This is a genomic window from Variovorax sp. V35 (assembly GCF_041154465.1).
GTDB lineage: Bacteria > Pseudomonadota > Gammaproteobacteria > Burkholderiales > Burkholderiaceae_C > Variovorax > Variovorax boronicumulans.
Map to the genome: position 1 here is coordinate 3,965,771 of NZ_AP028666.1, position 21,901 is coordinate 3,987,671.

General features: G+C 68.1%; 22 protein-coding genes. 13 read left to right on the forward strand and 9 right to left on the reverse strand.

The genetic code is table 11. From position 1 onward, the window contains the following. Nucleotides 1-194: 194 nt before the first annotated feature. Nucleotides 195-902, forward strand: a complete 708-nt coding sequence (locus ACAM42_RS18370; protein WP_062470253.1) for a response regulator transcription factor — start codon at nt 195-197, stop codon at nt 900-902. A gap of 13 nt (nt 903-915) precedes the next feature. Here the strand turns inward: ACAM42_RS18370 and ACAM42_RS18375 are convergent, their stop codons facing one another. The 3 genes from ACAM42_RS18375 to ACAM42_RS18385 form a co-directional block, all read right to left on the reverse strand. Next, the gene (locus ACAM42_RS18375) at nt 916-1,593 is read right to left on the reverse strand and encodes a response regulator transcription factor (RefSeq protein ID WP_062470250.1); all 678 of its coding nucleotides are present in this window, start codon (nt 1,591-1,593) and stop codon (nt 916-918) included. Between the two features lie 121 nt (nt 1,594-1,714). Then, nucleotides 1,715-2,113: a helix-turn-helix domain-containing protein gene (locus ACAM42_RS18380; RefSeq protein ID WP_369628961.1), complete on the reverse strand. Its 399-nt coding sequence runs from the start codon at nt 2,111-2,113 to the stop codon at nt 1,715-1,717. A 73-nt stretch (nt 2,114-2,186) separates the two neighbouring features. Further along, nucleotides 2,187-2,339 carry a hypothetical protein gene (locus ACAM42_RS18385; RefSeq protein WP_369628962.1) on the reverse strand — a complete coding sequence of 51 codons (153 nt, stop codon included), beginning with the start codon at nt 2,337-2,339 and terminating at the stop codon, nt 2,187-2,189. Nucleotides 2,340-2,493: 154 nt separating this feature from the next. Here ACAM42_RS18385 and ACAM42_RS18390 point away from each other — a divergent pair, with 154 nt between their 5' ends. After that, a complete protein-coding gene (locus tag ACAM42_RS18390; protein ID WP_369628963.1) occupies nt 2,494-2,709 on the forward strand; it encodes a hypothetical protein in 216 nt (71 codons plus the stop codon). Between the two features lie 102 nt (nt 2,710-2,811). Continuing rightward, nucleotides 2,812-5,835: an ATP-binding protein gene (locus tag ACAM42_RS18395; RefSeq protein ID WP_369628964.1), complete on the forward strand. Its 3,024-nt coding sequence runs from the start codon at nt 2,812-2,814 to the stop codon at nt 5,833-5,835. 7 nt (nt 5,836-5,842) lie between these two features. On the opposite strand, the gene ACAM42_RS18400 is transcribed toward ACAM42_RS18395, so the two are convergent. Further along, the gene (locus ACAM42_RS18400; protein ID WP_369628965.1) at nt 5,843-7,081 is read right to left on the reverse strand and encodes an EAL domain-containing protein; all 1,239 of its coding nucleotides are present in this window, start codon (nt 7,079-7,081) and stop codon (nt 5,843-5,845) included. A 228-nt stretch (nt 7,082-7,309) separates the two neighbouring features. On the opposite strand from ACAM42_RS18400, the gene ACAM42_RS18405 reads away from it, so the two are divergent. Continuing rightward, nucleotides 7,310-7,675, forward strand: a complete 366-nt coding sequence (locus ACAM42_RS18405) for a hypothetical protein (RefSeq protein ID WP_070060782.1) — start codon at nt 7,310-7,312, stop codon at nt 7,673-7,675. A gap of 103 nt (nt 7,676-7,778) precedes the next feature. After that, the gene (locus tag ACAM42_RS18410) at nt 7,779-8,168 is read left to right on the forward strand and encodes a response regulator (protein ID WP_062470237.1); all 390 of its coding nucleotides are present in this window, start codon (nt 7,779-7,781) and stop codon (nt 8,166-8,168) included. A 104-nt stretch (nt 8,169-8,272) separates the two neighbouring features. Here the strand turns inward: ACAM42_RS18410 and ACAM42_RS18415 are convergent, their stop codons facing one another. The 4 genes from ACAM42_RS18415 to ACAM42_RS18430 all read right to left on the reverse strand — a co-directional run bounded on the left by ACAM42_RS18415 (nt 8,273) and on the right by ACAM42_RS18430 (nt 12,042). Beyond that, nucleotides 8,273-9,478, reverse strand: coding sequence for a branched-chain amino acid ABC transporter substrate-binding protein (locus ACAM42_RS18415; RefSeq protein ID WP_369628966.1), 1,206 nt, complete (start codon nt 9,476-9,478; stop codon nt 8,273-8,275). Between the two features lie 136 nt (nt 9,479-9,614). After that, nucleotides 9,615-10,043 carry a hypothetical protein gene (locus ACAM42_RS18420; protein ID WP_139701649.1) on the reverse strand — a complete coding sequence of 143 codons (429 nt, stop codon included), beginning with the start codon at nt 10,041-10,043 and terminating at the stop codon, nt 9,615-9,617. Continuing rightward, entirely contained in the window at nt 10,043-10,486 is a 444-nt protein-coding gene (locus ACAM42_RS18425; protein ID WP_369628967.1) for a DNA polymerase III subunit chi, read from the reverse strand. Before ACAM42_RS18425 ends, ACAM42_RS18420 begins: the two co-directional genes overlap by 1 nt. After that, nucleotides 10,483-12,042, reverse strand: a complete 1,560-nt coding sequence (locus tag ACAM42_RS18430) for a leucyl aminopeptidase (RefSeq protein WP_369628968.1) — start codon at nt 12,040-12,042, stop codon at nt 10,483-10,485. The genes ACAM42_RS18425 and ACAM42_RS18430 overlap by 4 nt, the downstream gene beginning before the upstream one ends. Before the next feature lie 21 nt (nt 12,043-12,063). Here ACAM42_RS18430 and lptF point away from each other — a divergent pair, with 21 nt between their 5' ends. The 8 genes from lptF (at nt 12,064) to ACAM42_RS18470 (ending at nt 18,021) form a co-directional block, all read left to right on the forward strand. Further along, the gene (gene lptF, locus ACAM42_RS18435) at nt 12,064-13,209 is read left to right on the forward strand and encodes an LPS export ABC transporter permease LptF (RefSeq protein WP_062470224.1); all 1,146 of its coding nucleotides are present in this window, start codon (nt 12,064-12,066) and stop codon (nt 13,207-13,209) included. Continuing rightward, complete coding sequence (gene lptG, locus ACAM42_RS18440; RefSeq protein WP_369628969.1) at nt 13,206-14,312, forward strand: LPS export ABC transporter permease LptG; 1,107 nt, start codon at nt 13,206-13,208, stop codon at nt 14,310-14,312. The genes lptF and lptG overlap by 4 nt, the downstream gene beginning before the upstream one ends. After that, complete coding sequence (locus ACAM42_RS18445; protein ID WP_369628970.1) at nt 14,309-14,680, forward strand: sirohydrochlorin chelatase; 372 nt, start codon at nt 14,309-14,311, stop codon at nt 14,678-14,680. Before lptG ends, ACAM42_RS18445 begins: the two co-directional genes overlap by 4 nt. 63 nt (nt 14,681-14,743) lie before the next feature. Further along, nucleotides 14,744-15,685 carry a CysB family HTH-type transcriptional regulator gene (locus ACAM42_RS18450; protein WP_062470216.1) on the forward strand — a complete coding sequence of 314 codons (942 nt, stop codon included), beginning with the start codon at nt 14,744-14,746 and terminating at the stop codon, nt 15,683-15,685. A 32-nt stretch (nt 15,686-15,717) separates the two neighbouring features. After that, a complete protein-coding gene (locus ACAM42_RS18455) occupies nt 15,718-16,899 on the forward strand; it encodes a pyridoxal phosphate-dependent aminotransferase (RefSeq protein WP_369628971.1) in 1,182 nt (393 codons plus the stop codon). 28 nt (nt 16,900-16,927) lie between these two features. Next, nucleotides 16,928-17,302, forward strand: a complete 375-nt coding sequence (locus ACAM42_RS18460; RefSeq protein WP_062470211.1) for a hypothetical protein — start codon at nt 16,928-16,930, stop codon at nt 17,300-17,302. An 11-nt stretch (nt 17,303-17,313) separates the two neighbouring features. Further along, the gene (locus ACAM42_RS18465; RefSeq protein WP_369628972.1) at nt 17,314-17,763 is read left to right on the forward strand and encodes a DUF3592 domain-containing protein; all 450 of its coding nucleotides are present in this window, start codon (nt 17,314-17,316) and stop codon (nt 17,761-17,763) included. A 99-nt stretch (nt 17,764-17,862) separates the two neighbouring features. Beyond that, nucleotides 17,863-18,021, forward strand: a complete 159-nt coding sequence (locus ACAM42_RS18470) for a DUF3309 family protein (RefSeq protein WP_082817953.1) — start codon at nt 17,863-17,865, stop codon at nt 18,019-18,021. Nucleotides 18,022-18,066: 45 nt separating this feature from the next. Here ACAM42_RS18470 and hrpA read toward each other — a convergent pair whose 3' ends face one another. Continuing rightward, nucleotides 18,067-21,849 (reverse strand): ATP-dependent RNA helicase HrpA, encoded by a 3,783-nt coding sequence (hrpA, locus tag ACAM42_RS18475; protein ID WP_369632782.1) that lies wholly within the window; start codon nt 21,847-21,849, stop codon nt 18,067-18,069. Nucleotides 21,850-21,901 lie beyond the last annotated feature (52 nt).

A 21,901-nucleotide genomic window follows, 5' to 3' on the forward strand; every position in this document is an offset into this window, starting at 1 on the left:
CTATCGGATCAGGCCGCTTAACGCAGGACCGATGCCCTCCTAAAGTCCAGTCATCCCCTGCTGGCATCGCCCGAGGCACCCGCCACCGGCCCCTTTTTCAGACGTCCCCGACGCCGGGGGCCGGGCGTTCGACAGCAGCCCTTCCTGCACGCGGCGCGCGCAGGTCCGACCCCTCTGCGTTCCACAGGTCCGCCATGAAGCCATTCAATCTCCGCGTCCTGATCGCGGACGACCATCCCGCCGTTCGCATCGGCATCGAGAGCACGCTGCGCGAAAGCCAGGCGGTCACCGTCGTGGGCGCCGCGCGCGACTCCACCGAGATGATGGAGATGCTCAAGCAGCACGACTGCCAGATCCTGGTGTCCGACTACGCCATGCCCGGCGGCCTGCACGGCGACGGCATCGCGCTGTTCGCGCTGGTGCGCCAGCGCTACCCGCGGCTGAAGATCGTGGTGATGACCATGCTGGACAACCCCGGCATCATCCATTCACTGCTGGACATCGGCGTGCCCTGCATCCTGAACAAGGCCGACTCGGTGAGCCACCTGCTGCCGGCCGTGCATGCGGCCTACGCGAGCGGACGCTACCTGTCGCCCAGCATGGCGGAGATCGCCGCGCGCACCGCGCCGCACCGCACCGACACCCAGCCGCACGCCATGCTCTCCAAGCGCGAGCTCGAGGTGGTGCGCATGTTCGTGTCGGGCCTCACGGTGACGGAGATCGCCGAGCGGCTGCACCGCAGCAAGAAGACCATCAGCACGCAGAAGGGCTCGGCCATGGCCAAGCTCGGCATCCTGCGCGACATGGACCTCGTGCGCTACGGCATGGAGACGGGGCTCATGAGCACGTCGGCGGCTCCCCCGCCGCCACCGCCGGGCCTGCCGGCGTTGCCCTGGCCCTGAGGCCACACGCGGGTCAGCCTTGCGGCGCGCCCGTCACCGTGGCCGTCAGGCCGTTTTCGAGCGCGTAGCGCAACAGGTCGACATCGCGCTCGATGCCCAGCTTTTCCATCGCCTTGGTCTTTTGCGTGCTGATGGTCTTCTTGCTGCGGTGCAGCTGCTCGGCGATCTCGTTGATCGTGAGCCCCGACGCATACAGCCGCACCACCTCCGACTCGCGCTGGCTCAGCACGCCCGCGGCGTTGCGGCTGCGCACCTCCCAGTCGATGGAGCGCACCACCGCGTCCATGGTCGGCGAGTAGTACGTGCCGCCGGTGCGGGCGGCGTGGATGGCGGGAATGAGGTGCGCCACCGCATCCGATTTGCTCACGATGCAGCGGATGCCACTGGACACCAGCGAGTGCAGCACCGCCGGGTTGTCGAGCATGGTCATCACCACGATCTGCGTGTCGGGAAAGCGCCGCTTCACCAGCTTGAACAGCGGCACGCCGTCGCCGAACTCGCCGGCCGGCATCGCGTAGTCGGACACCAGCACATCGCAGGGCGTGGTCTCCAGCAGCGCCATGAGCCCGGTCGAATTGGCCACCTCGCCCACCAGCGTGAGGGTCTCGACCGACGCCAGCTCATGCCGGACCCCGGCCAGCATGCCGGGATGGTCGTCGGCCAGAACGACGCGGATTTCGAAGCGGTCCATTGCCATTGTTTTTTCCCTTTCGCTTGCCGGCGTGGCCGGCGGACGAGGGTCCGGGCGCTGCGCCGGGGCATCTTACCCGCCGGTCTTGCGCGGGCGGGGCCGCGGCGCGCAGGTGAACGGCTCAGGCGGTTTCGGTGGGAGGCGCCGCGGCAGCGGGCTGCGAAGCGCGCGCGCCCGAGGCCGACAGCATGTCGCCCGGGAAGGCCTGCGCGATGGCCTGGAGCGCCGCGTGCGCGGCTTTCTTGCCGGCGTCGTCCGAGGTCCGGTAGGCGCGCAGCAGCGACACCTCCTCGCGGCTCACCGACAGGTCTTCGGTGCAGGTGGGCATGCCGGTCACGACGTACAGCACGTCGATGCCGATGACGGCCATGGTGGCCAGGTAGGCCGCGTCGGGGTGGCGCGCGCCTTTTTCGAAAGCCTCCTGCACGGAGGCATCGACGCCACCGAGCACCGCGAAGGCGGAGGCGCTCAGGCCGAGCCTGCAGCGCTCCATGGACAGGCGGTGTCCGATCATCCGCATAAGCGCGCTCCCCATGAAGGGTCGAGGCCCCATCCGCCTGCGATCTTGATCAAGGCCAAGTGCGACCGCCTGCTCAAAGGAAGTTGTCGTTCCGAGCCGTGGCCGATGGCTTATTTGCCAGCACCAAAGCGCCGAACAACGCGCTTCGCCGCGTGCAGCCGGTTGCCTGCATTCGCTTGCCACGCAGGAATTCCCACAATTTCTTGATCCACAAGATATTCATCATCGATGACCTCTAAAAAATATTCAATCCAGCGCCCTTGCACAGATGCCAAAGAGGCGACAAAGGTAATTTTTCAATCCTATGTTTTCAGCCTCAAAAATCCAATCGGACCCGTCTGAAAATCGCTCGCGCGGTGCTTGCCTATTGGTAGCTCATCGTGAAGGTCGCGCGGCCATTGGCGTTGCCGCTCGTCACTGTCGATTTGCAGGGCAGCCTTGCCGACCCAGCGATCTGTTCGCAAGAGATCGAATCCACCCGAACAGATGATTTATTTTTCATCGACACCTGCGACTGCAGAATACAGATGGAAATTCCAGAAGCCCAGCCTCGCTCACCGGCTCAGCCGAATCCTGAAAAAGAAATACCTGCATAGGACTCGTCCTATAAACAGAAGCACTCCTGGAATTCATGGAAATCCACGTGCAATTCACCCTACCATTTCCGCCAATCATTTTTTATTCGCGTCTTTTTCGCCATGTCTCCGCCCGCCCTCCCCGCCAGCGCCCCTCCAGCCCCGACACCTTCCCGGCAGGCCCAGGAGCTGGACCTGCTGCGCCGCTACCAGCACGCCCTGCTCTATGGCGGCGGCGCGCTGCTGTCGCTGCTCATCGTGCTGGCCGCGGGCCTCGTGCTGTACAACGCCGCCGCCAATGCACTCGCGAACCTGCGCACCACGCTGGCCGCGCACAGCGCGCAGATGCAGCTCGACATCGAGGAAAAGCAGGCGGCGATGCGCCGCGGCGTGGTAAATGCCGAGCTGCTCTGGAACAGCCAGACGCCGCCGGCCGTCGGCACGCTGGAGGCCTTCGTGCGCGACGGAGGCCAGGTGGTCCTGCAGGCCGGGGCCCAGCTGACGCCGGCCATCGCCGCGGTCGACACCGCCCACACCCACGACCTGCATGAATTCGCGCCCTACCTGGGCATGCTCGAGATGCAGGCCTACAGCGTCACCGCCGTCGCACAGCTGCGCAATTCGCCGCTGGGCGCCTACGCCTACACCCCCGACCACCGCCTGCTCACGCTGATGCCCGCGCCCGAAGGCGGCCTGCAGGGCGCGCTGGCTCGCACCGGCCTGCCGGACACCGCAGCGCTCATCGCGCGCCTGAGCTACGACATCGGTGATCTCGCCGGCGACCCGGCACTCGCCGCGCAGTGGCGCATGCAGCGGCGCGTGGCCTGGCAGCCGCCGGCGCCCGACCTGCTGGCACCGGGGGCATCGCCCTTCAAGCTGGTGCAGCCCGGCTTCGACGCCCAGGGCCGCCCCTTCATGGTGTTCGTGAGCAACCTGCCCTCGGGCGTGCTGCAGGACCGCCTGCGCCACACGCCGCAAGACACGGCCGCCCTGCTGGTCGACGCGCAGGGCCGGGTGCTGCTCTCGGCCGACCGCACGGGCGACGCCATCGACGGCGGCGCGCTGATGGCCACGGCGCTGGCCCACAGCCTGCGCCAGGCCGGCCCCGCGCTGCCGCGTGAAACCTACCGCGCGGGCGTGTTCAGCCTCTCGACGCCGCTGGCCGGCACCGGCTGGTCGCTGGTCTACGCCTACTCGTGGCGCACGGTCTTCGCCACGCTGAAGCCGCAGCTGCTGCGCTACGGCGGCGCCACGCTGGTGGTGCTGGGCACGCTCTGGGGCCTGCTGCTGCTCTTCAGGCGCAAGCTGCTGGAGCCCGCCTATCGCCGCTCGCAGCGGGTGTTCGAGAGCGAGCAGCTCAACCGCGCGATCATCGCGACCTCGTCGTTCGGCGTTTGCCTGATCGCGCTCGACGACGAGCGCGTGCTGCTGCAGAACACCCTGATGGAACACTACGCGGCGGCCACCGCGCCGCCCGAGCCGCTGCACCGCCAGATGGCCGCGCTCTACCGCGAACGCGCCCAGGGCGGCACGCTGCACGACGCCGACATGCCGCTGGCGCTGAAGAACGGCCAGGCCTGCGAGCTGCTGCTGCAATGCACGCGCACGCGCTACCAGGGCGCAGACGCCCTGCTGTGCAGCTTCTCCGACACCACCGAGCGCAACGAACTCGACAAGAAGCGCGAAGAAGCCCGCGAGGCAGCCGAGGCGGCCAACCGCGCCAAGTCGGTGTTCATCGCCACCATGAGCCACGAGATCCGCACGCCGCTGAATGCGGTGCTGGGCAACCTCGAGCTGCTCGGCCAGGGCGCGCCGCCCGAGGTGCAGGCCCGGCGCCTGCAGTCGGTGCGCCAGGCCTCGCGCACCCTGCTCGAGATCGTCAACAACATCCTTGACCTGTCGAAGATGGAATCGGGCCACCTCAAGCTCGAAACCACGCGCGTGGCGCTGCCCGAGATCGTGCAGGCTTGCGCGCAGATGTTCGAGCCTTCGGCGCACGCCAAGGGACTGCGGCTCGACTGCGTGGTGCACCCGGGCCTGGCCGCCGGCTACGAAGGCGACCCGACGCGCATCCGCCAGATCGTGGTCAACCTGCTGAGCAACGCGATCAAGTTCACGGCCTCGGGCGCGGTGACGCTGGAGGTCGGGCCGCTGTCGCCGGGGCAGGCCTCGCCGGTCGCGATCCGCGTGACCGACACCGGCATGGGCGTGCCGCCCGAGCAGATTCCGCACCTGTTCGACATCTACATGCAGGTCTCGGCCTCGACCGCGCGCGAGTTCGGCGGCTCGGGGCTGGGACTGTCGATCTGCCAGCGGCTGGCGCGCAAGATGGGCGGCACGATCGCAGTAAGCAGCCAGCTCGGTGCGGGCTCGTGCTTCACGGTGACCTTGCCGCTGGTGGCGCTGGCGCCCGAAGTCGTCGCACCGCCGGACACCGGGGCTGCCGACGCGGCCCTGCCCTTGCGTCCCGTGCGCCTGCTGGTGGTGGACGACCATCCGGCCAACCGCGCCCTCATCAGCGACCAGCTCGATGCGCTCGGCGTCGCCGCCGACGTGGCACCCGACGGCAACGCCGCGCTGGCCCTGTTCGCCGCGCAGCGCTACGACCTCGTGCTGACCGACCTGAACATGCCCGGCATGGACGGCTACACGCTGGCCCGGCGGCTGCGCGAGCGCATGCCGTCGATCCCGCTCGTCGCCATCACGGCGCACCTGGAGCAGGAGGGCTACCAGCAATGCTCGCTGGCGGGTTTCGCGGGGGTGCTGCTCAAGCCGGTGCTGTTGCCGGCGCTGGAGCAGGCGATCCTCAAGACGCTGGGCGCTGCTGCGCCGCCACGGGTGGCCAGCGCCCCGGTCGCTCCTGCGCACGCGCCGCTCGACGCGCGCCTGCACGACGCGATGGTCTCGTCGCTGGCGTCTTCCGCGCAGCAGGTCCGCGAGGCCCTGGCGACCGGCGACCGGCGCGTCATCGGTGACGAGTTGCATGCGGTGCGCGGTGCCTTCGCCATGATCGGCGAGCCGGCCATTGCCGCGATGTGCGGTCGGCTCAGCGTCCTGGTGAAGCAGGAGGCGATGGCGGTGATCGCCCCCGATTGGACGGAACTGCAGGCAGCCGCCGAAGCGGTGCTGGCACGGCGCGCCGCCTGAGCGCGCCTCAACCCGCGTCGGGGTTGTGCGGCGCCTGCGGGCGCCCCGCCGCATAGCGCAGCAGCGCCGCGTACTGCACGAGGGCCGACTCGGCCATCGGCGCGGCGTGCTGCGCACCCTGCGTGAAGTGGCACCCGAGGCTGCGGGCCAACGCGAGGTCGTGCTCGCCGTCGACGCCCTTCACGAGCAGCGTCGCATGCTGTTCGCGCGCCATGGCGATCACGCTCGCCAGGATGTGGCGCGCATGCGGGTTCTCGCGCGCCTGTACCAGTTGGCGCGCGTCGATCTGGAGCTCGCTGAACGGCACCTTGAACCAGCGGCTCAGGGTCGAGTCGCCCTGGCCGAAACGGTCGATGGCGCAGTGGAACCCGCGCAGCCGCAGGTGCGCGACCGCGCCGGCCAGCACCTCGTTGCAGCGCGCGCCGCCGTCTTCGGCAATCTCCAGCACGAGCTGGTCGGCGGCGATGCCGGCGCGTTCGGCCTGCTCGGCCACGCCCTGCGCCCAGGACACCGAGGCGGCCACCGACGCGGGCACGCGCACGCCCAGGCGCAGGCCGTGGTCCTTGTGCATGTAGCCGAGCAGTTCGAAAGCGCACTCGAGCATGCGTTGCACCAGCGCGTCGTGCAGGCCGGCCTGCGCAATGGCGGGCAGGAAGTCGGCCGCGGACAGCCAGGTGTCGTCGGGCCGGTACCAGCCCGGCTGCAGCTCGGCGCCGCGCAGCACGCCCGTGCGCGCGCAGTGCCGAGGCTGGAAGTGGGCGGCGATCTGGCGCGTGGCCAGCGCCTCGCGCAGGACTGCTTCCGTGAACGCCGGTGCGCCGTTCGCAGGTGGGGCGCTTCCGCACCGCAGCCCGGCCCGGTGGCGCCGTTCGCGCGCCATGGCCTGCGCCGCCGACGCCATCGTGACCATGGTGCGCGGCTTGGCGATGGCCGAGAGCACGCGCGCGCCGCGAGCCCGGGCGTAGTCTTGCGCCGCCTGCAGGATGCGCGGCGGCTGGGCGCTCATGAGCACCAGCGCGGCGGGGCTGCCGGCCTCGACCACGGCATCGATCATCTGCAGGCCCGTGACTTCGGGCGTGTCGATGTCCACCACCAGCAGGTCGTGGCGCCGGTGCTGTACTGCCTCGACAAAGCCATGGCCGCTGCGCGTCACGTCCACGCGGGGAATGCCGGCGTGGCGCATGAAGGTGGCCAGCGCGAGGCCGGTGCGTTCGACCTGGTCGATCACGAGTGCGTGTCTGATCATGGCGAGCCTTGGAGGGGGAAGAGGATGTTCTGCATCTTCCCGGGGGCGGCAAAAATCCCCCATCGGCCCAGTCCGAAACTCGCGGCCGATTCCGTAGGACTTCGGCTGAACCCTGTTGCCCCGCAGCAACCGTTGCCAATCCTGAGCAAGGCCGCATCTGGCGGTACGATGCGCGGAATCGAATCGACCGACATTCCACCCCACTTCGCCTGCCGCAAAGGAGCCTCGATGGCCGGACCTTCCCCCACCTTGACGCGCGGCACCACCTCGCTGGACAAGACCCTGAAAAAGAGCGAACAGGTGGCCGCCGATGTGCAGCGCGCCTCGGACAACCTCGCCGTCGTGAGCACCGTGCTGGAACAGGAACTGCCGGACGAGGTCCAGGTCGGCGAGGTGGCGCAGGCCATCGAGCACACCAGCCAGCTCGAGGAAAAACTCGCCCAGTCGGCCGAGAAGCTGGCCGAAGTGAATGCGGCGCTGAGCGAGGAAATCGAGAAGCGCCTCGAAGTGACCGCCGAGCGCGACGAGAGCCAGGCGCTGGCCGAGCAGCTCAAGGCGCGCATCCGCACGCAGGCGACGTCGGACAAGCGCTGACCGCCGTTGTTTCCGCACGGTTTGCGTGCGTCGTTCTCCCTTCTCCTACGCGGAGACCGCTTGCGCCACGCTACGCTATTGGTTCACACATCAAAACCGCGGCATGGCCCTCATCACGTTCCTCGTCGAGGACAACAAGACCATCAGGGACAACCTGGTCCCGGCCCTCGAGGACCTCGTCAACGGCCATGTCGTCGGCTATGCCGAAACCGAATCGGGCGCCCTCGCCTGGCTCGCCGCCCACCCCGATGCCTGGCAGTTGCTCATCGTCGACCTGTTCCTCAAGGAAGGCTCGGGCCTGGGCGTGCTGTCGGGCTGCCGCGAGCGCGGCCCGCACCAGCGGGTCGTGGTGCTGAGCAACTACGTCACCCCGGACATCCGCACGCGCTGCCAGGCCCTGGGCGCCGACGCGGTGTTCGACAAGTCGCGCGACCTGGACGCCTTCATCGAGTACTGCAACGCGGACCGTCCCTCGGGCCTGGCCGCGCTCTGAAGGCCGACCCGCGCCACGGCGGCGCGCACCCCTGAATGAAAAAAGGGCCCGAGGGCCCTTTTGTCATGGAACGACCCGGTGAAGGGTCGTTGGCTGCAATGCGATCAGCGCACCACGGCGATCTGCGTGCGCACGCCACCCTTGTAGGTGAAGAGCGTCAGGGCGCCGTTCTTGATGTCACCCTTTTCGTCGAAGGCGATCGGGCCGGTCACGCCCTTGTATTGCACCTTGCCGACTTCAGGCAGGTACTTTTCCGGGTCGGACGAGCCGGCCTTGGCCATGGCTTCGGCCAGCACGTTGACCGCGTCGTACACGTACGGTGCGTAGATCTGCACTTCGACGCCGTTCTTGGTCTTGAACTTGGCCTTGAAGTCTTCCAGCGGCTGCTTGAAGTCGCCGTCGACACCGCCGGCTTCGGCGCAGACCACCATGTCTTCACCGATGGCGTCGCCTGCCAGCTTCGGCAGTTCGCCGGTGCACAGGCCGTCGCCGCCCATGAACTTGACGTTCAGGCCGAGCTGCTTGACCTGCTTGAGCATCGGGCCGCCCACGGCGTCCATGCCGCCGAAGAACAGCACGTCGGGCTTGGCAGCCTTCAGCTTGGTCAGGATGGCGTTGAAGTCGGTCGACTTGTCGGTCGTGAACTCGTGGCCCACGATGGTCGCGCCGGCGGCCTTGGCAGCCTTCTCGAACTCTTCGGCAACGCCCTGGCCGTAGGCCGTGCGGTCGTCGATCACGGCGATGTTCTTGCCCTTGAGCGTTTCGACGGCGTACTTGCCGAGCGTGCCGCCCAGCTGCGTGTCGTCAGCCACGACGCGGAACGTGGTCTTGAAGCCCTGGCGGGTGTACTTGGGGTTGGTGGCCGACGGCGAGACCTGCGGAATGCCGGCGTCGCTGTACAGCTTGGAAGCGGGGATCGTGGTGCCCGAGTTCAGGTGACCGACGATGCCGTTGACCTTTTCATCGACCAGCTTCTGGGCGACGGCGGTGCCTTGCTTCGGATCGCCTGCGTCGTCTTCGGGAACCAGCACGAACTTGGCAACCTTGTCACCGATCTTGAAGCCCTTTGCATTCAGGTCTTCGATGGCCATCTTGGCACCGAGCTCGTTGTCCTTGCCGAGGTGGGCAATGGGACCGCTGGTCGGGCCGACGTGGCCGATCTTGACGACCAGGGCATCAGCCGGAGGCGCAGCAGGGGCCGGAGCCGCAGCCGTGGGTGCCGGTGCCGCCGGTGCAGCAGCTTCTTCCTTCTTGCCGCAAGCCACGAGCGTGAGTGCAGCCAGTGCGACCGCAGTCCATTTCAATTGCATGAGAACCTCCAGAACTTGGATGAAAAGATATAAAAACCGGTCGTTCGATCCGGGCGTTCAGACCTCGCAAGTTTCGCGCCGCAGACCAGCGGCACCCTCACGCCATTCCGACCTGCGGCGCAGTTTAGCCGAGGATTTATGCGCCGGAAGTTGGCGTAGACCCTGTGTTTTCCCCTGTGTTTTCACAGAGTTCAGCGGCCATGGATTCGATGACGAGCGCGCGCAGCACGGCCTCGATTTCGCCGCGCAGACGCGGCACCATTTCGTCGAGCTGATGCTGAACGGCAGCTGACACGGCGTCGCTCAATCGCTCTTCCAGCGACAGGTCGACGCGCTGCAGCACGCGGTGCAGCAATTGCTCTTCAAGGCTGACGATTTCGGCCGGCGTGAGCGACACCGACGGCGGCAACGCCACGGCGCTCGCAGGGTCCGGCGGCGGGGGCTGCGACACCGGCGCACCCGTGGGTCGCACCGTCTCGGCGACCGGCACGGGCTCGGCCGGGATCTCGAGCACGGTCGTCAGCGTCGGGACGAACCGGGGTGGCGTGCGCAGCGTGCTGGCCATCAGGAAGCGCTCCTTGCGAAATCGTGCGGCTGGATCGTGTAGCCCCGGTCGGCGTAGTGGCGCCAGCGGGTGCGGCCGACCTGCCGGTCGTTGGCCTCGTCGCTCACGATGTCGATCATGCGTTCGAAGCGTTCGAAGCCGGCCGGCACCTCGAGGCCCAGGTTGACCAGCATCTCGCGGTGCGGCAGCGAGGCTGCGTCCGCACCTTCGGCGCACAGGATGACGGGCGATCGCGCCACCACATGGGCCGGCGCATCGGCGCGGCAGTGCGCGACGAAGTCGACCGGCGACAGCTGCCAGAGCGCGGCATCGACCGTGTCGAGCGCGCGCGCATCGCCCACCACCACCACGCGCAGGCCGCGTGTGTTCACGGCCTTGCGAACCAGCCGGCAAGCGTAGGTGAGCTTGTCGGGCGCGTTGTAGTGAAAGCCGATGTCGGTCACTGCGCGGACCGGGCCTTTCGGGCCGGCTTGGCCGGGGCCTTGGGCGACGCGGCCTTCTTCACGGGCTTGGCGGCCTTCCCGGCCTTCGGTGCGGTGGCAGCGGCGTTGCTGCTGCCCGCGCGGTTCGTCAGGTACGACACCAGCAGGCCGACGGGCCGGCCGGTCGAGCCCTTGGCCGCCCCGCTCTTCCAGGCCGTGCCTGCGATGTCCAGATGCGCCCAGGCGTAGTCGGCCGTGAAGCGCTGCAGGAACTTGGCCGCGGTGATCGCGCCGCCGGCACGCCCGGCGATGTTGGCCACGTCGGCGAAGTTGCTCTTGAGGCCTTCGGCGTAGTCGTCGTCCAGAGGCAGGCGCCAGCAGCGGTCTTGCGAGGCCTCGCCGGCCGATTCGAGCGCGGAGGCCAGCGACTCGTCGCTGGCGAACAGGCCGCTGCGCACGCCGCCCAGAGCCACCACGCAGGCGCCTGTGAGCGTCGCGATGTCGATCACGGCAGCCGGGTCGAAGCGCTTGGCATACGTGAGCGCGTCGCACAGGATGAGACGGCCTTCGGCGTCGGTGTTCAGGATCTCGATGGTCTGCCCGCTCATGCTGGTGACCACGTCGCCGGGCTTGACGGCCTTGCCGTCGTTCATGTTCTCGCACGAAGGGATCAGGCCGACCACGTTGATCGCCGGCTGGATCGCGCCGAGCGCGCGGAAGGTGCCGAGCACGCTGGCGGCGCCGCACATGTCGAACTTCATCTCGTCCATCTCGGCCGCGGGCTTGAGCGAGACGCCGCCGGTGTCGAAGGTGATGCCCTTGCCCACGAGCACCACCGGGGCCTCGTCCTTGGCGCCGCCCTGGTAGCGCAGCACGATGAAGCGCAATGGTTCGGCCGAGCCCTGGGCCACGGCGGCGAATGCACCCATGCCGAGCTTGTCGACTTCCTTCGGGCCCAGCACTTCGCACTTGATGCGCGGCAGCTTCGCCAGCCCCTTGGCGGCTTCGGCCAGCAGCGTGGGCGTGGCATGGTTGGCGGGACGGTTGCCCCACTCCTTGGCGAGCTCGATGCCGGCGACCGTGGCGCGGGCGTCGTCGAAGGCCTTCGTGATGGCGGGGCTGGCAGCGTCGGGCACGCCCAGCGTCAGGTGGCGGATGCTGCGCGGCTCGGCCTTCGACTTGGTCGTGGTGTAGACATAGCTGGCATCGGCTGCAGCCGTGACGGCGGCGGCCACCGCGGCAGCGTCGGCCGGCTGCGCGAAGACGATCACGACGCGCTTGGGGCCATTGGCCTTGGCGGCGGCAACCGCCGCACTCACGGCGCTGCGCACCGAAGCGGCCTTGCCGTCGCCGATGGCGGCCAGCAGCACGCGCGAGGGCACCACGGTCTCGGGGCGGTACAGCGCGAGCAGCTTGCCGGCCTTGTCGGGCAGGTCGCCGGCCTTGCGGGCGCTGGCGGCGAGCACGGAAACGGGGTCTTTGGCGGTGGGGAGAGCGCTGCCGACGAGCACGATGAGGAGGTCGGATTTCTCGGCGGCGGCCTGGGCGACGGTGAGGGTCTTGAGTTGAAAGTCCATAATCCTTTTTTTCCTCGAACGATGTTATTCCATTCTTCCCTACGCAAGGAGCTGTCGCGCAGCTTCGGAGCGACCCTCGTCGTCCTGGTCACCATCGTGATGACCATGATGCTCATCCGTACGCTCGGGCTGGCGTCCAAGGGCAGCGTGAACCCGCAGGAGGTCTTCCTCGTGATGGCGTACACGGTGCTCGGCTACATGCCGACCATCCTGAGCCTGAGCCTGTTCATCGCCATCGTCGGCACGCTCTCGCGCATGTACCGCGACAGCGAAATGGTGATCTGGTTCTCCAGCGGGCGCGGCCTGGCCGATTTCGTCCAGCCACTGTTCCGCTTCGCCTGGCCTGTGCTGCTGCTCATCGCGGCCATGGCGCTGGTGGGCTGGCCCTGGGCCAACTCGCAGACCATCGGCATGCGCCAGCAGTACGAGCAGCGCAGCGACATCGAGCGCGTCACGCCGGGTGAGTTCCGCGAGTCCTCGGGCCGGCTGCGCGTGTTCTTCATCGACAAGGACACGCCCGACGGCGCCACCGCCACCAACGTGTTCATCTGGGCCGTCGAGCGCGGCCTGCAGATCACCACCTCGGCGCGCAGCGGCCGCATCGAGGACATCGACAACCACCGTTTCCTGCTGCTGAGCAACGGCCAGCGCCTGGAGCGCCCGCTGTTCACGGAATCGGGCCTGAAGATCAGCGAGTTCAAGACCTACGGCACGCGCGCCGGCGGCAGCTCGAACGCCACCGGCGACAGCACGCCCACGCGCGCGCGCTCCACGCTCTCGCTGCTGCGCGACCGCAGCGATGCCAGCCTGGGCGAGCTGGGCTGGCGCTTCGGCATGCTCTTGGCCGCCATCAACTTCGTGCTGCTGGCGCTGACGGTGTCCAGCGTCAACCCGCGCGTGGGGCGCAGCGGCAACCTGGTGTTCGCGCTGTTCGCCTTCGTCGTCTACTACAACCTGCTGAACCTGGGCCAGAGCTGGATCAGCTCGGGCCGCTACGGCATGGGCTCTTTCATGCTGCTGCTGCACGGCGGCGTCTTCCTCTTCGCCACGGCCTGGCTCACGCTGCGCAACAACAACTGGTCGGCCCGCCGCCAGGCCCGCGCCAGCGCCGCCACGGCCGGCGCCCTGCCGGCCGTACCGCCTTCCCGGATCGACCCGACCTCGTGAAAACCATCCGCCGACTGATCTACGTCGAGGCACTGAAGGCCGTCGCCTTCGTGACGCTCGGCTTCCTGAGCCTGTTCTTCTTCTTCGACTTCGTCGACGAGCTGCAGTCCGTGGGCAAGCCCGAAAGCCTGGCCTATGGCCCGGTGCAGGCGCTGATCTACGTCCTGCTGCTGGTGCCCAGCCACCTGTACGAACTGCTGCCGATCACGGTGCTGATCGGCTGCATCTTCGTGATGGCGCGGCTGGCGCAAAGCTCCGAATACACCATCCTGCGCACCAGCGGCCTCGGCCCATGGCGCGCGCTGCGCACCCTGCTGCTGCTGGGGCTGGGCTTCGTGGTGCTCACCTTTGCCATCGGCGACTACATCGCGCCGCTGTCGGGACGCACCGGCCAGCTGCTCAAGTCGCGCTACCAGGGCACCTACTCGCTCGTGGGCAACACCGGCGCCTGGCTGAAGGAAAAGCGCGGCGATACCTCGTATGCGGTCAATGTGCTGTCGATTTCGCGCGACGGCTCGCTGCAGAACACGCGCATCTTCGAGTTCGACGGCAACGGCTACGTGAGCAAGCAGCTCATGGCCAAGTCGGCCCGCATCCTCGACGAGAAGTGGGTGCTCTCCGAGGTCGAGCAGCAGGACTACGAAACCCGCACCGCCGACAAGGCCCGCATCACGACCACCCATGTCGAGAAGATGGACTGGCCCACCTCGCTCACCGCCGAAATGGTCTCGGTCGCCCTGCTGCGGCCCGACCGCATGAGCACCATCGACCTGTTCGACTACATCCGGCACCTGAACGCCAACGGCCAGACGGCGCAGCGCTACGAGATCGAGTTCTGGCGCAAGGTGTTCTATCCGCTGTCGTGCCTGGTGATGGTGGTGCTCGCCCTGCCCTTTGCCTACCTGCACTTCCGCCAGGCCGGCATCACGACCTACGTGTTCGGCGGCGTGATGATCGGCATCAGCTTCTTCCTGCTGAACAACGTGTTCGGCTACCTCGGCAACCTCAGCAACTGGTCGCCCTGGCTCACGGCGGCGGCGCCCGGAATGATCTATTCGGTGCTGTCGCTGACCGCCTTCAGCTGGCTGGTCCTGAGGCGATGACCGCGCGGGTGCCGGGCACGGTGCTGCTCGCGCACGGCTCGCGCGACGCGCGCTGGCGCGAGCCCATCGAGGCGGTCGCTGCCCGCATGCGCGAAGACGACCCCGCCGTGCGCGTGCTGTGTGCCTACATGGAACTGGCCGCCCCCGACCTGCCCGCGGCCGCGGCCGCTCTGATTGCCGACGGCGCCACCGCGGTGCATGTCGTGCCGCTGTTCCTGGGCATGGGCAAGCACGCCCGCGAAGACCTGCCGCTGCAACTGGACGCCCTGCGGCTGCGCTGGCCCGACGTGGACTTCTCGCTGGCCCCGATCGTGGGCGAATCGCCCGAACTGGTCGCTTTGCTGGCCCGGATTGCCATCAAATCCTGAAGTCCCGGTCATTTTTATAGACTTCAAAGGCATAATGAATTCCGCAATAAGACGGAATTTGATATGAATCTGCACCAGTTCAAGTTTGTTCAGGAAGCCGTGCGGCGCAACCTGAACCTCACCGAGGCGGCCAAGGCGCTCCACACCTCGCAGCCCGGCGTCTCCAAGGCGATCATCGAACTCGAGGAAGAGCTCGGCGTCGAGATCTTCGCCCGCCACGGCAAGCGCCTGAAGCGCATCACCGAACCCGGCCAGCACGTCATCGCCAGCATCGAACTGATCATGCGCGAGGTGGGCAACCTCAAGCGCATCGGCGAACAGTTCAGCGCGCAGGACAGCGGCACCCTCTCCATTGCCACCACCCACACCCAGGCGCGCTATGTGCTGCCGGTGCCCGTGGCCAACCTGCGCGAGGCCTACCCGAAGGTCAACGTGAGCCTGCACCAGGGCTCGCCCGACCAGGTGGCGCGCATGGTGATCGACGAGATCGCCGAGATCGGCATCGCCACCGAATCGCTCGACGGCTATGCCGAGCTGGTCACGCTGCCCTGCTACGAGTGGCAGCACGTGCTGGTGCTGCCCAAGGACCACCCGCTGGCAGCCAAGGAGCGCGTGTCGCTCGAAGACCTCGCGAGCGAGCCGATCATCACGTACCACCCGTCGTTCACCGGCCGCACGCGCATCGACCATGCGTTCGCGCAGAAGAAGCTCACGCCGCGCATCGCGCTCGAGGCCATCGATTCCGACGTGATCAAGACCTACGTGCGCCTGGGCCTGGGCGTCGGCATCGTGGCCGAGATGGCCGTGCGCGACGAGTCGAACGCCGACCTCGTGGTGCGCCCGATGGGCCACGTGTTCGGCCAGAACATCGCGCGCGTCGCCTTCAAGCGCAGCGCCTACCTGCGCAACTTCGTCTTCAAGTTCGCCGAGCTGCTCTCCGACCGCCTCGACCGCAACCTGATCGCGAAGGCCCTGAGCGGCCACCAACAAGACTACGAACTCTGATCCTCCAGCCTTTCTCCCCGCGACGACCGACCATGAGCACCGCCACCCCTTCGTCTTCTCCCCGCACGCCCGAGATCACCACCAAGCTGCCGGCTGTCGGCACCACCATCTTCACCGTGATGTCCACGCTCGCGGCCGAGAAGAACGCCGTGAACCTCGGCCAGGGCTTCCCCGATTTCCACTGCGATCCGAAGCTGCTCGAAGACGTGACCGCCGCCATGGCGGCCGGCCACAACCAGTACCCGCCGATGCCGGGCATTCCGTCGCTGCGCGACGCCATCGCCGCCAAGATCGAGGCGCTCTACGGCCGCAGCTACAGCGCCGCGACCGAGATCACGGTCACGGCCGGCGCCACGCAGGCCATCATCACGGCCATCCTGGCCATCGTGCGCCCCGGCGACGAAGTGATCGTTCTGGAGCCCTGCTACGACAGCTACGTGCCCAACATCGACCTCGCCGGCGGCAAGGTCGTGCGCGTGCCGCTCGTGCCCGGCACCTTCCGCCCCGACTTCGACAAAATCGCCGCCGCGCTCACGCCGAAGACGCGCGCGATCATCATCAACACGCCGCACAACCCGAGCGCCACGGTCTGGACCGAGGCCGAGATGCGGCAGCTCGAAGACCTGCTCGCGCCCACCGACGTGTTCGTGATCAGCGACGAGGTCTACGAGCACATGGTGTTCGACGACGCGCGCCATGAAAGCGTGGCGCGCTTCCCCGGCCTGGCGGCGCGCAGCTTCATCGTCAGCAGCTTCGGCAAGACCTACCACGTCACCGGCTGGAAGGTCGGCTTCGTGGCCGCGCCCGCGCCGCTGATGGCCGAGTTCCGCAAGGTGCACCAGTTCAACGTGTTCACGGTGAACACGCCGATGCAGCACGCGCTGGCACAGTACATGGCGCGGCCCGAGCCCTACCTGGAGTTGCCGGCCTTCTACCAGCGCAAGCGCGACCTGTTCGCGGCCGGCCTGGCCGAGAAGACCCGCTTCAAGCTGCTGCGCAGCGAAGGCAGCTACTTCCAGTGCGTGGACATCTCGGCCGTGAGCGACCTGTCGGAGGCCGAGTTCTGCCTCTGGCTCACGCGCGAGATCGGCGTGGCGGCGATTCCGCTGTCGGCCTTCTACGGCGACGGCTTCGACCAGCGCGTGGTGCGCTTCTGCTTCGCCAAGAAGGACGAGACGCTGCTCGCCGCGCTCGACCGCCTCGCGAAGCTCTGACGCCGGCGGCCACGCTCCGGGGGCAGCGATGACGATGAACCGGCCGCGCTGGATCCTGCTGGCCCTGGCCCTCTCGTTCCTCGTGGTGGGCGTCGCCGACGCGTTCCTGCCGCCGCTGCGCGGCAAGGACTACACCGCGCTGGACGTGGCGCATGTGTTCCTCATCTCGGCGCTGTGCTACACGTGGTGCCGGGCCGACGGCCTCGCGCGCGGCGTGCCCGCGCCTGGTCGCTCGGCGCTGCTCGCGGGGGTGTTTCCACTGCTGGGCATTCCGGTCTATTTCTTCCGCACGCGCCCCTGGCGACGGGCCTTGCTGGCCACGCTGGGGGCCGTGGCCTTCCTGGTGTCGAGCCTCGTGCTGGCCGCGGTGGGCACCTTGTCGGCCGAGTGGATGCGCAACTGAAAGCCGCCCGAATGAACCCCACCCGCCTCATCACGCGCATCTTCACGCTCGTCGGCGCGCTCATGCTCGTCGGCGGCTGGCTGCTCTACCAGAACACCACGAAATTCATCGCATCGGCCGGCAAGGCGCAGGGCGAGGTGATCGCGCTGCAGTCCGCGGGAAGTTCGAGCCGCAGCAATTCGCCGACGTGGCGCCCGCTGGTGCGCTTCACCCTGCCCTCGGGCGCGATCGTCGAGTTCTCGCCGTCGAGCAGCAGCAACCCGCCGGCCTACGACAAGGGCGAAGTCGTGGGCGTGTTCTTCAACCCCGCGAACCCGCAGGACGCCCGGCTCGACGGCTTCTTCGACCTGTGGGGCGGCGCCGCCATCGTCGGCGGTCTGGGCGCCATCTTCCTGGCGGTGGGCGTGGCCATGCACTGCCTGCTGGCAGGCGCACCGGTAAAGCGCCGACGCCCGCGGTAGGACAGCCCTGACCGCGTCAGGGGCGGCTCTCCGGCGCTCGCGGCGCCCCAGGACGACGAGCATGGAGGCTCGTGACAACAACGTCCCAGGAGAAAAAACATGTCCCTCTCGTTCATTCTGCTGATCGTCCTGATCCTGCTGCTGATCGGCGCGCTGCCGAGCTGGGGTTACAGCCGGTCCTGGGGCTACGGACCCAGCGGCGGCCTCGGGCTCGTGGTGCTGGTCCTGGTGATCCTCGTGCTCATGGGCCGCATATAGCGCCCGCGCCATCATGAAAAAAGCCCGCGTCGCCGCGGGCTTTTTTTACGCCTGAAGCTGCGCCCAGGCCTTGTCGAGCCGCTTCACGCTCACCGGCTGCGGCGTGCGCAGCTCCTGCGCGAAGAAGCTCACGCGCAGCTCCTCGAGCAGCCAGCGGAATTCGAGCATGCGCTCGTCCACCACGCCCTTGCGCTCGGCCACGAGGCGCCAGTAGCGCTGCTCCTGCGGCTTCAGCTCGGCCAGCTTGGCCGTGTCGCGCGCGGGGTCGGCGCGCAGCTTGTCCAGGCGCAGCACGATGGCCTTGAGGTAGCGCGCGAAGTGCTGCAGCTGCGTCCACGGCGCGTCGGCGATGAAGCGCTTGCCCACGAGCTTCTGCAGCTGCTGCGCCGCGTCCTGCACCGCGTCGGGCTGGACCTTCGTGTCCTTGATCTTGCGCGCCGCCGCCGCGTACTCCGAGAGGATGACGCCTGCGAGCCGCGCCACCTCGTTGGCGATCAGCGTGAGCCGCCCGCGCCCTTCTTCGAGCCGCTTCTTGAAGGCGAACTCGTCGGTCGGCAGCGGCTCCTGCAGGAAGGCGCGGTCGATCGCCACGTCGATGATCTGCGTGCGCAGTTCTTCCGAGGTGCCCAGCGGCATGTAGGCGACCGACATCTTCTGCAGGTCGGGGATGTTCTTCTCGAGGTACTTGAGCGCGTCCTTCAGCTGCAGCGCGAACAGGCGACGCAGGCCGGCGCGGTGCTTCGCGGCCGCCACGGCGGGCTCGTCGAACACCTCGATGGTCACGGCATCGCCTTCGTCGCGCAGCGCCGGGAAGCCGATGAGCGATTGCGAACCGCGCCGCACTTCCATCAGCTCGGGCAGCTCGCCGAAGGTCCAGCTCGTGTAGCGCTGGCCGGCGGGCAGCGTGGGTGCCGCCTTCTCGGGCGCGGCGTTCTTCGCCGGCGCCTGGGCCCCGTTCGCAGGCGCGGCCTTGGGGGCTGGCGACGCCTTCACGTTGAGCCCTGCGAGCGCCTGGAACGCACCGCGCGCCTGCGCGCCCAGCTCCGCCTTCAGCGCGCCGAGGTTGCGGCCCATGCCCAGCTGGCGGCCGTGCTCGTCGACGATGCGCAGGTTCATGAACAGGTGCGGCGCCAGCATGTCGAGCTTGAAGTCGGCCCGCTTCACGTCGATGCTCGTGAGGTCGCGCACGCGCTTGAGCAGCACGTCGGTGAGCGAGCCGGTGCCGAAGAGTTCGGGCGCCGACAGCTCCTCGGCCAGCTTGGTGGCCGACTCGGGCAGCGGCACCAGCCGCGAGCGCGGGCGCTGCGGCAGGCTCTTGAGCAGCGCCTGGATCTTGTCCTTGAGCATGCCGGTCACCAGCCACTCGCAGCGTTCTTCGTTCACCTGGTTGAGCACGAACAGCGGCACGCTGACCGTGAGGCCGTCCTTCGCATCGCCCGGTTCGTGCAGGTAGCTCGCGGCGCAATCGACACCGCCCAGGCGCAGCGTGGGCGGGAACGACTGCGTCGTGATGCCGGCCGCCTGGTGGCGCATGAGCTCGTCGCGCGTGAGGTAGAGCAGGCGCGGCTGGTCCTTCGAGGCGTGGCGGTACCAGTTCTCGAAGGTGATGCCGCTGGCCACGTCGGCCGGCAGTTGCGCGTCGTAGAAGGCGAAGATCAGTTCGTCGTCGACCAGCACGTCCTGCCGGCGCGCCTTGTGCTCCAGGCCTTCGACCTCGCGCACCAGCTTGCGATTGGCGGTGAGGAAGGGGAACTTGCTTTCCCACTGGCCGCCGACCAGCGCTTCGCGGATGAAGATCTCGCGCGCCGAGACCGGATCGACCTTGGTGAAATCGACGCGCCGCCCGCTGTAGACCACGAGGCCGTACAACGTCGCGCGCTCCAGTGCCGAGACCTGCGCGCCCTTCTTCTCCCAGTGCGGATCGAGCAGCTGCTTCTTCAGCAGGTGCCCCGCCACCTGCTCGAGCCACTGCGGCTCGATGTTGGCGATGCCGCGCCCGAACAGGCGCGTGGTCTCGACCAGTTCAGCCGCGACGATCCAGCGCCCCGGCTTCTTCTTCAGGTGCGCGCCGGGGTGCTTGTAGAACTTGATGCCGCGCGCGCCGAGGTAGGCCTCGTCGTCCTCGAGCTTCCAGCCCACGTTGCCCAGCAGGCCCGCGAGCATCGACAGGTGCAGCGGCTCGTAGCCGGCCGGCGTGGCGTTGATGCGCCACTTGTGCTCGGTGACCACCGTGAGCAGCTGCGAATGGATGTCACGCCATTCGCGCACGCGGCGGATGTTGATGAAGTTCTGGCGCAGCAGCTGCTCGTACTGGCGGTTGCTGAGCTTGTGCGTGTCACCGTGGCCGCCGCGCGCGTCGGCGATCCATTTCCACAACCGCAGGTAGCCGCTGAACTCGCTCTTCTCGTCGTCGAATTTCGAGTGCGCCTGGTCGGCCTGCTGCTGCGCGTCCATCGGGCGGTCGCGCACGTCCTGCACGCTGAGCGCCGAGGCGATGATGAGCACTTCCTCGAGCGCACCGCGCGTGCGGGCTTCCAGGATCATCCGGCCCACGCGCGGATCGAGCGGCAGCTTGGCCAGCTCGGCGCCAGTGGCCGTGAGCTCGTTGGCGTCGTCGACCGCGCCGAGTTCGTTGAGCAGCTGGTAGCCGTCGGCAATCGCGCGCGGCGACGGCGCTTCGAGGAACGGAAAGCGCGCCACGTCGCCCAGCCGCAGCGACTTCATGCGCAGGATCACGCCCGCAAGCGACGAGCGCAAGATTTCCGGGTCGGTGAAACGCGGACGGCCCGCAAAGTCCTTCTCGTCGTACAGGCGGATGCAGATGCCGTTCGCCACGCGGCCGCATCGGCCCGCGCGCTGGTTGGCCGCGGCCTGGCTGATCGGCTCGACCAGCAGCTGCTCGACCTTGCTGCGGAAGCTGTAGCGCTTGACGCGCGCCGTGCCGGTGTCGATCACGTAGCGGATGCCCGGCACGGTGAGCGAGGTCTCGGCCACGTTGGTGGCCAGCACGATGCGCCGGCCGTGGTGGCTTTCGAAGATGCGGTCCTGCTCGGGGCCCGAGAGCCGGGCGAACAGCGGCAGCACCTCGGCATTGCGGAACAGCGGCTGGTGGCTGACGTGGCGGCGCAGGTGATCGGCCGCCTCGCGGATTTCGCGCTCGCCGGGCAGGAAGATCAGGATGTCGCCGGCGTTGTGCGGGTCGCGCCAGAGCTCGTCGACCGCGTCGGCGATGGCGTCGTTCAGGTCGTGCTCGCGCGACTCCTCGAACGGCCGGTAGCGCTGCTCGACCGGGAAGGTGCGGCCCGACACCATGATGGTCGGCGCGGGACCCTTGGCCGAAGCGAAGTGCTGCGCGAAGCGGTCGGCATCGATGGTGGCCGAAGTGACGATCACCTTCAGGTCGGGCCGGCGCGGAAGAATCTCGCGCAGGTAGCCCAGGAGGAAGTCGATGTTCAGCGAGCGCTCGTGGGCCTCGTCGATGATGAGAGTGTCGTAGGCCTTGAGCAGCGGGTCGGTCTGCGTCTCGGCCAGCAGGATGCCGTCGGTCATCAGCTTGACCGAGGCGTCGCGGCTCAGGCGGTCCTGAAAGCGCACCTTGAAGCCGACCACGTCGCCCAGCGGCGTCTTCAGCTCTTCGGCGATGCGCTTGGCGACCGAGCTGGCGGCGATGCGGCGCGGCTGCGTGTGGCCGATGAGGCGGCCCTTGCCGGGTTCGGCATTGAGCTTGCCGCGCCCGAGCGCCAGCGCGATCTTCGGCAGCTGCGTGGTCTTGCCCGAGCCCGTTTCGCCGCAGACGATCACGACCTGGTGCGCCGCAATGGCGGCCATGATCTCCTCGCGCCGGCCGGAGACCGGGAGCGATTCGGGAAACTCGATGCGC

What these genes read in the sequence shown, in the direction of transcription:
- ACAM42_RS18370 (WP_062470253.1), top strand. Translation starts at nt 195, where the DNA reads ATGAAGCCATTCAATCTCCGCGTCCTGATCGCGGACGACCATCCCGCC.
- ACAM42_RS18375 (WP_062470250.1), bottom strand. Translation starts at nt 1,593, where the DNA reads ATGGACCGCTTCGAAATCCGCGTCGTTCTGGCCGACGACCATCCCGGC.
- ACAM42_RS18380 (WP_369628961.1), bottom strand. Translation starts at nt 2,113, where the DNA reads ATGCGGATGATCGGACACCGCCTGTCCATGGAGCGCTGCAGGCTCGGC.
- ACAM42_RS18385 (WP_369628962.1), bottom strand. Translation starts at nt 2,339, where the DNA reads ATGATGAATATCTTGTGGATCAAGAAATTGTGGGAATTCCTGCGTGGC.
- ACAM42_RS18395 (WP_369628964.1), top strand. Translation starts at nt 2,812, where the DNA reads ATGTCTCCGCCCGCCCTCCCCGCCAGCGCCCCTCCAGCCCCGACACCT.
- ACAM42_RS18400 (WP_369628965.1), bottom strand. Translation starts at nt 7,081, where the DNA reads ATGATCAGACACGCACTCGTGATCGACCAGGTCGAACGCACCGGCCTC.
- ACAM42_RS18405 (WP_070060782.1), top strand. Translation starts at nt 7,310, where the DNA reads ATGGCCGGACCTTCCCCCACCTTGACGCGCGGCACCACCTCGCTGGAC.
- ACAM42_RS18410 (WP_062470237.1), top strand. Translation starts at nt 7,779, where the DNA reads ATGGCCCTCATCACGTTCCTCGTCGAGGACAACAAGACCATCAGGGAC.
- ACAM42_RS18415 (WP_369628966.1), bottom strand. Translation starts at nt 9,478, where the DNA reads ATGCAATTGAAATGGACTGCGGTCGCACTGGCTGCACTCACGCTCGTG.
- ACAM42_RS18420 (WP_139701649.1), bottom strand. Translation starts at nt 10,043, where the DNA reads ATGGCCAGCACGCTGCGCACGCCACCCCGGTTCGTCCCGACGCTGACG.
- ACAM42_RS18430 (WP_369628968.1), bottom strand. Translation starts at nt 12,042, where the DNA reads ATGGACTTTCAACTCAAGACCCTCACCGTCGCCCAGGCCGCCGCCGAG.
- lptF (WP_062470224.1), top strand. Translation starts at nt 12,064, where the DNA reads ATGTTATTCCATTCTTCCCTACGCAAGGAGCTGTCGCGCAGCTTCGGA.
- ACAM42_RS18445 (WP_369628970.1), top strand. Translation starts at nt 14,309, where the DNA reads ATGACCGCGCGGGTGCCGGGCACGGTGCTGCTCGCGCACGGCTCGCGC.
- ACAM42_RS18450 (WP_062470216.1), top strand. Translation starts at nt 14,744, where the DNA reads ATGAATCTGCACCAGTTCAAGTTTGTTCAGGAAGCCGTGCGGCGCAAC.
- ACAM42_RS18455 (WP_369628971.1), top strand. Translation starts at nt 15,718, where the DNA reads ATGAGCACCGCCACCCCTTCGTCTTCTCCCCGCACGCCCGAGATCACC.
- ACAM42_RS18460 (WP_062470211.1), top strand. Translation starts at nt 16,928, where the DNA reads ATGACGATGAACCGGCCGCGCTGGATCCTGCTGGCCCTGGCCCTCTCG.
- ACAM42_RS18465 (WP_369628972.1), top strand. Translation starts at nt 17,314, where the DNA reads ATGAACCCCACCCGCCTCATCACGCGCATCTTCACGCTCGTCGGCGCG.
- ACAM42_RS18470 (WP_082817953.1), top strand. Translation starts at nt 17,863, where the DNA reads ATGTCCCTCTCGTTCATTCTGCTGATCGTCCTGATCCTGCTGCTGATC.
- hrpA (WP_369632782.1), bottom strand. Translation starts at nt 21,849, where the DNA reads ATGGCCGCCATTGCGGCGCACCAGGTCGTGATCGTCTGCGGCGAAACG.